Here is a 5,745-nt window from a genome sequence, read left to right as displayed (position 1 = left end):
TTATTGCTGGTCGAAGGCGAAGCACTGAGCCAACGAACATGACACGATTTCGATTGATTCTCCCCCTGCTGCTATTAGCGCTGCCACTCGCCGGCTGTTCCGGCGAGCCCGAAGGCATCAGCCTCGAGGAGCTGCGCCAGAAGACCCATATTCATGGCGTGGCCTTTGACCGCGCCGACAGTGAGCGAATCCAGCTGGCGACACACCACGGCTTCCATGTCATCGGTGCCGATGGCAGGGCACACCAGGTCTCCGGCGAGACACACGATTTCATGGGCTTTTCACCCCACCCGCAGGATGCCGACACACTCTTTGCCAGCGGCCACCCGGCCCGTGGTGGCAACCTCGGCGTCATGGTGTCCACCGATGGTGGCAGTACCTGGGAGCAGCGTTCCTCCGGCGTCGACGGGCCGGTCGACTTTCATCAGATGACGGTCAGTGAAGCCGACCCCGATGTGCTCTATGGTGCCTATGCCGGCCGGCTGCAGGTGAGTCGTGACGGCGGCCATGAATGGCAGGTCCAGGCCTCCGTGCCGGAGGGGTTGATTGGTCTGGCGGCATCCAGTCGAGACCCTGAGCACCTGTATGCCGCGACCCAGGCCGGGCTGCTGATGAGTCCCAATGGCGGGCAGCGCTGGCGCCAGGTCCATCCCCAGCGCAGCCCGGCCAGTGTCGTCGTGGCGACTGGTGGCGAACTGTATGCCTTCATGCTCGGGGTAGGGCTGATCAAGGCCGATGAGGCGACCCGTGAGTGGGAGCAGCTGAGTGGCGACTGGGGCGAGCGCTATTTCACCCACCTGGCGGTAGACCCCAGGGACCCGCAGCGCCTCGTAGCATCTGACAATCAGGGCGTGCTGCTGATCAGCGAAGACGGCGGCAGGGAGTGGTCAAGCCTGTGACCTCCGCTACCACCTATACTGCGACCGACATGGATGAATCATGATGGATTATCCCCAGATCGACCCGGTGGCCATCGCCATCGGACCGCTGCAGATCCACTGGTATGGCCTGATGTATGTCATCGGCTTCGTGGCTGCCTGGCTGCTGGGACGCTATCGCGCCCACCGACTGGGACTGAGCCACGACGATATCGGCGACCTGCTCTTCTATGCCGCCATCGGCGTGGTGGCGGGAGGGCGCCTTGGCTATGTCCTGTTCTATGGGATCGATCAGTTTTTCGCCAACCCGCTGTGGCTGTTCCGCATCTGGGATGGCGGAATGAGCTTCCATGGCGGCCTGATCGGGGTGCTGCTGGCGGCGCTGCTGTTTGCGCGCAAGAAGAACCTCGCCTTCTTCCAACTGACCGATTTCATCGCTCCCCTGGTGCCGATCGGCCTGGGCGCCGGGCGGATCGGCAACTTCATCAACCACGAACTACCGGGCCGGGTCAGCGAGCTGCCCTGGGCCATGCCGTTCCCCCACATGGGACCGGAGCCGCGGCATCCCTCGGCGCTCTACGAGTTCGTGCTGGAGGGGGTGGTGCTGTTCGTGGTGCTGTGGTGGCTGTCGAGCCAGCCGCGCCGTCGCGGCCTCGTCTCCGGCATGTTCCTGCTGCTCTATGGTGTGTTCCGCCTTGCCGTCGAGTTCGTGCGACTGCCCGATCCGCATATCGGCTTCATCGCCTTTGGCTGGGTGACCATGGGCATGCTGCTGACCCTGCCAATGATGATTGGCGGCGTGGCGCTGATAGTATGGTCGCGACAGCAGACCCGAGAGGAAAAAGCGGTGCCAACGCCGAGCCGATCGTCCTGACTGGGCTTGTCGACACGGGCATAGAGAGATGAGAAGCGCAATTGAAGGAGAGCCGGCCATGGACGAAAGTCGCAAAACCGGGCAGCCGGAGGCAGAGCCAGCCACGCCGGAGGATCAAGACGAACCGGCGAAGCGCCTGCCTGGCAGGTATCGCAAGCGCTGGAGCAAGCTTGTTCTCTTCATGGTGCTGGCTCATCTGGTAGGCCTGGCTTCATCGGTCGAAGCCTGATGTCGAGCCGAACGTCCGAAGGGGCCATCGCCTGGATCGTTTCCCTCAATACCGTGCCCTACGTGGCGGTACCCACTTACTGGGTATTCGGACGCAACAAGTTCGAAGGCTATGCGATGTCGCGACGCGACGAGGATTCGGAAATCACCCGGGCGCTGTCCGGAAAGTTGACCGAGTTGCGGTCGCATCGGGTCGAGTCGACAAGAAGCAACCACTATCTGGACGGCGTTGAGCGCCTGGCCAAGCTGCCGTTGATGGGTGGTAACGAGACGACGCTGCTGATAGACGGGGAGGCGACCTTCGAGAGTCTTTTCGCCGGGATAGAGTCGGCCGAGCGCTACTTGCTGGTGCAGTTCTACATCGTCAGGGATGACGATATCGGCACCGAGTTCCAGCAGCGCCTGATCGAGAAGGCGAGGGAGGGGGTGGCGGTCTATTTCCTTTATGACGAGATCGGCAGCTACGCCTTGCCGAGTTCCTATGTGAAGGAACTGGAGGAGGCGGGGGTCAATGTCCACCGTTTTCACTCCACTCGCGGACCGGGGAACCGCTTCCAGCTCAACTTTCGCAACCATCGCAAGGTCATGGTGGCCGACGGAGCCAGGGCGTGGCTCGGCGGGTTCAATATCGGAGACGAGTACCTGCACGGGGAAGAAGGTATCGGGCCATGGCGAGACACGCATCTCAAGATCGAGGGACCGGCGGCACTGGCCATGCAGTTGGTGTTTCTCGAAGACTGGCACTGGGCCACGGAAGAGCTCCCCGAGCTGCCCTGGGAGCCGGTAGTGCGCTCCGACCAGGGCGCACCGATACTGGTCCTGCCTTCCGGTCCGGCGGATCGCTTCGAAACCGCCAGCCTGATGGTCCAGCAGGCCATACATTCCGCACGGGAGCGAATCTGGTTCTCGAGCCCCTACTTCGTCCCGGACGAGGGGGTGCAATCGATGCTCAAGCTGGCGGCTATCAATGGAGTGGACGTACGGATACTGATTCCCGAGCAGCCCGACAATATCCTGCTCTACTACGCCGCTTACGCCTTCCTGGGCCCCCTGCTGGATGCCGGCGTCGAGATCCATCGCTATCAGGCGGGTTTTTTGCACGGCAAGGCATTCCTGGTGGATGATGCCAGCGCCGCGGTGGGAACCGTAAACCTGGACAACCGATCGTTTCGATTGAATTTCGAGATCACTGCACTGGTCATGGATCCGTCGTTTGCGGCCGATGTCGAAGCGATGTTCGAGGCAGATTTTGCTCGCTCCCGTCGTATGGAGCTCGAGGAGATCGAGCGGCAGCCGCTGTGGCATCGCTTGGCTGCCCGCGGGGCCTATCTGTTTGCGCCGGTACTCTAAAAGTGCGTGACGAGCGCTGCGAAACTCACCGGAGTCCTGGTGTCGCTGTAGAAAGTGTAAGGGAGTCGATATGATGCCGACTAACGTTTCAAAGACTTCGTATCCCTAGGGTAGAGGTTGCGCATGAGGCAAATGAAATGAGAGACACTGGCAGCAATAGGGCATGGTCAAAGCCGTTTCGCACGCATTCAGCGGTGTGGTCCGCTTTACTGAGCCTGGTGATGGCAGGTGCCATGCTGATGACGATCGCTGCGGTAGCCGATGAGGCCGATGAAGAAGCTGTGACGGAATGGCCCAAGGGGCACTTTCCGTTTCCTGAAGCAGGTGACGTCATTGGTGAGAACTACATCGTCGAGGCTCGTGAGGAAGAGACGCTGCTCGATATCGCCCGGGACCACAATGTGGGGTACGAGGAGATCCGGCTTGCCAACCCCGAAGTGAGCGTCTGGCTACCCGGCGAAGGTACCGAAGTGGTCATTCCCGGGCGGCACATTCTGCCCGCCGCGGCACGGGAAGGTATCGTGATCAACATCGCCGAGCTTCGTCTCTACTATTATCCGCCGGTCTCCGATGGCGAAACGCCGCGGGTGGAGACCTATCCGATCGGTATCGGCAGAGAGGGGTATGACACCCCGCTAGGCAAGACCAAGACGACCATGCGACTCAAGGACCCGGCCTGGTATCCCCCCCGCTCCATGCGTGAAGAAGCCGCCGAGCGAGGTGAGCCAGCGCCCGCCGTGGTACCACCGGGACCGGATAATCCCCTCGGCAGACACGCCATCCTGCTGGATATCCCGGGCTACCTCATCCACGGCACCAATGACCCGGATGGTATTGGCATGCGGGCAAGCCGCGGCTGCATTCGCATGTTCCCCGAAGACATCGAGTCGATCTTCGACCGTGTGCCCGTGGGCATGCAGGTCAATATCATCAACCAGCCGATCAAGGCCGGCTGGGATGGCGACATGCCCTACGTGCAGGTCTTCGAGACGCTCGAGGACCAGGAGTATGGCATGGCGGCGCTGATGGAGACATTGTCGCTGCTGGAGCGCAGCAGCGACGAGAGTTCGGTGCCGTTGAACTACGAGCAGTTGCGCTACCTGCTGGAGAATCCCAATGGCGCGGTCGTCGCACTGGAGCAGGCGCCGGAGCCCGAAGAGGAGACGGAAGAGCCTGAAGCGGGGGGGCTGTATGAAGAGCTTGCTGCCCTGTAGGCCTCAGGGCCTGTAAGGCAGAAGCTATCAATCAGAGCGAGAAAGAGGACGGGCGCCCCAGGCGCCCGTCCTCTTGTCTAGGCCAGGCTTCGGTTGAACAGCCTAATGCTGATGATCGGCGGCTTGGCCGCCTGCCAACTCATGACGAATGTAGAGCACCACGGACCAGATGGCCTCCTCATCCAGCTTGTTCTGGAAGCGGGGCATGGCGCTCATGCTGTTGCCCTCCTTGATATGCCAGGCGTATTCACCGGCCGCATGGGCGGCGCCATGCAGTGCCAGGTTGGTCGGACTGGGGTCGTAGTAGATGCTGGCGGGCGCCAGGCCATCACCTTGTCCGCTTGGTCCGTGGCAGGCCGAGCAGTAGCGCTGATAGACCTGCTGGCCATAGGCGAGGGGCTCCGCATCAGGCTCCAGCGGACTTTCGCGCTCGGCCCACTCCTGCGGTGCCTGCCAGCCATGGCCACCATTCCCATGGGCGTGGCCATCGTCGCCATGGGTATTATCGTCATTGCCATGGGCGTGGTCGCCGCCGCCGTGTGCCGCATGGTCGTCATCGCCATGGGCGTGGTCGTCGCCGCCGTGTGCCGCATGGTCGTCATCGCCATGGGCGTGGTCGTCGCCGCCGTGTGCCGCATGGTCGTTGTCACCATGTGCCGCATGGGCATGGCCGCCTGTGTCATGCCCGGGTGAGGCATCGGCCTGGCCGGGGGCGGTTATCGCCACAGCCAGGGCTATTCCGCCGACGAGGAGGGCCGCTTGGCGAAGGGAGTGTAATACGGGGCCGGGCAGTGGCAGCGAGCCGATGGGCCGCTTGCTGTCATTCATGAGCATGGAAGTCTCCTGATTACGATCGGTATTCGGCCACTCACAGGAGTCGCCGCAGGATCCGCAGTAATCAGGTGGTTCTGGGGGGCCGTTCGTGCAGGTAGTAGGGCGATGGTGGCAGCTGGCCACGCCAGGTCATCGGGGGGTAGTTGACGGCCGTGACCGGCATGGCCCCATCCAGGTTCGTCGCACCGGACAGACAGTGGCTGGCGCCCAGGCAGGGCGTCCAGCAGTCATCAGGGTCGGTGTGAGTGGCGTGCTCACAGGCGGCATTGCCTGCCTCGAAACTCATGTGCAGCTCGTGGGACGCTACACCTGGGTGTCGAGACCGGCCAGTGCCAGTGTCCCCGCCGAAAGGACGAGGATCAGGCTG

The 5,745-nt window shown here is 62.4% G+C and carries 7 protein-coding genes; 5 read left to right on the top strand and 2 right to left on the bottom strand.

Annotation, left to right across the window (positions count from 1 at the left end):
• Positions 1-38 precede the first annotated feature (38 nt).
• From Q427_RS24975 to Q427_RS24960, 5 genes are all read left to right on the top strand, one after another.
• Positions 39-899, top strand: coding sequence for a WD40/YVTN/BNR-like repeat-containing protein (locus Q427_RS24975; RefSeq protein WP_043518060.1), 861 nt, complete (start codon positions 39-41; stop codon positions 897-899).
• Positions 900-939: 40 nt separating this feature from the next.
• Positions 940-1,752: a prolipoprotein diacylglyceryl transferase gene (lgt, locus tag Q427_RS24970; RefSeq protein ID WP_043518058.1), complete on the top strand. Its 813-nt coding sequence runs from the start codon at positions 940-942 to the stop codon at positions 1,750-1,752.
• Positions 1,753-1,810: 58 nt separating this feature from the next.
• The gene (locus Q427_RS36570) at positions 1,811-1,981 is read left to right on the top strand and encodes a hypothetical protein (protein ID WP_155833690.1); all 171 of its coding nucleotides are present in this window, start codon (positions 1,811-1,813) and stop codon (positions 1,979-1,981) included.
• Complete coding sequence (gene cls / locus Q427_RS24965) at positions 1,981-3,330, top strand: cardiolipin synthase (protein WP_081786210.1); 1,350 nt, start codon at positions 1,981-1,983, stop codon at positions 3,328-3,330. The genes Q427_RS36570 and cls overlap by 1 nt, the downstream gene beginning before the upstream one ends.
• 233 nt (positions 3,331-3,563) lie before the next feature.
• Positions 3,564-4,544: a L,D-transpeptidase family protein gene (locus Q427_RS24960; protein WP_231613912.1), complete on the top strand. Its 981-nt coding sequence runs from the start codon at positions 3,564-3,566 to the stop codon at positions 4,542-4,544.
• A gap of 102 nt (positions 4,545-4,646) precedes the next feature.
• On the opposite strand, the gene Q427_RS24955 is transcribed toward Q427_RS24960, so the two are convergent.
• Positions 4,647-5,378, bottom strand: coding sequence for a c-type cytochrome (locus tag Q427_RS24955; protein WP_051496689.1), 732 nt, complete (start codon positions 5,376-5,378; stop codon positions 4,647-4,649).
• Positions 5,379-5,442: 64 nt separating this feature from the next.
• Positions 5,443-5,664 (bottom strand): hypothetical protein, encoded by a 222-nt coding sequence (locus tag Q427_RS24950; protein WP_043518056.1) that lies wholly within the window; start codon positions 5,662-5,664, stop codon positions 5,443-5,445.
• Positions 5,665-5,745: the final 81 nt, after the last annotated feature.

The organism is Halomonas sp. BC04 (genome assembly GCF_000568385.1).
This window is presented reverse-complemented; position numbering and strand designations above follow the sequence as displayed.